The following is an 822-nucleotide window of genomic DNA, read 5'->3' on the forward strand; positions in this document are numbered from 1 at the left end:
TAAAGTTTTTTCACTAATGTAAAACTTTGAAGCTTCTAGAGCAGGACCTAGAAGAGAAAATTGTGGTTCTTGTAAATTATTTTCAGGTACAGAAGATATTTCTTTTTTAAATTGTTCTTTGAATTTTTCAAATTCTACTTCTCTTTGATAAATAACTTTATCCACATAAAGGTGGAATTTCCCAAAGACAAGTTCCCAAGTTTTAGAGAATGTTTCTACAGGCCCTTTTGATGCGCCTTCAATAATTTTATCAATACCTTTACCTAAAATAGGATCCATAATTATTCACCCCCAATCTAACGCAATAGCGATAATAAAATTATACCAGAAAGGAGATAACGAAATGGCAACATTTAGAACGATAAAAGAAAGTGGCGATTTTGTAACTGTGCATAAATCTTTTGTGTTCGATAGTAATTTAAGTGCTAAAGCTAAAGGGATATTATTGTATTTCCTAAGTCGTCCTGACAATTGGCAAATATACACGTCAGAAGTAGTTAAACATATGAATGATGGACAAAAATCAATCAATAGTGGCGTTCAAGAACTTATGGATAATAAATATGTTCACAGAATACAAAAAAGAGCTGAAAACGGTGTGTTTAAAGGTTTTGAATACTTAGTTTACGAAAAACCAACCGAAATGCCATTTTCGGAAAACGGATTATCGGCAAACGGGTTTTCGGAAAACGGAAAAACGGAAAACCGAAAAGGGCGTACTACTAATAATAATAGTACTAATAATGATTTAACTAATAATAACAATACTAATAATGATGGAAGTATATTGTCGGGCAACCCGACTGTGTATTCCATTCCCTA

Annotated in this window: 1 protein-coding gene and 1 pseudogene; one reads left to right on the top strand and one right to left on the bottom strand. The window is 32.2% G+C overall.

Annotated elements, in window-relative coordinates:
- The coding region (locus KQ486_RS14120) for an Abi-alpha family protein (protein ID WP_216687999.1) at window positions 1–279 on the bottom strand (279 nt) is incomplete at its 3' end.
- Between the two features lie 64 nt (window positions 280–343).
- Between KQ486_RS14120 and KQ486_RS14125 the strand changes: the two are divergent.
- Window positions 344–822 (top strand): annotated as a pseudogene (locus KQ486_RS14125) (conserved phage C-terminal domain-containing protein); the annotation flags it as partial.

The sequence above is a fragment of the Allobacillus halotolerans genome (genome assembly GCF_018967645.1).
GTDB lineage: Bacteria > Bacillota > Bacilli > Bacillales > Alkalibacillaceae > Allobacillus > Allobacillus halotolerans.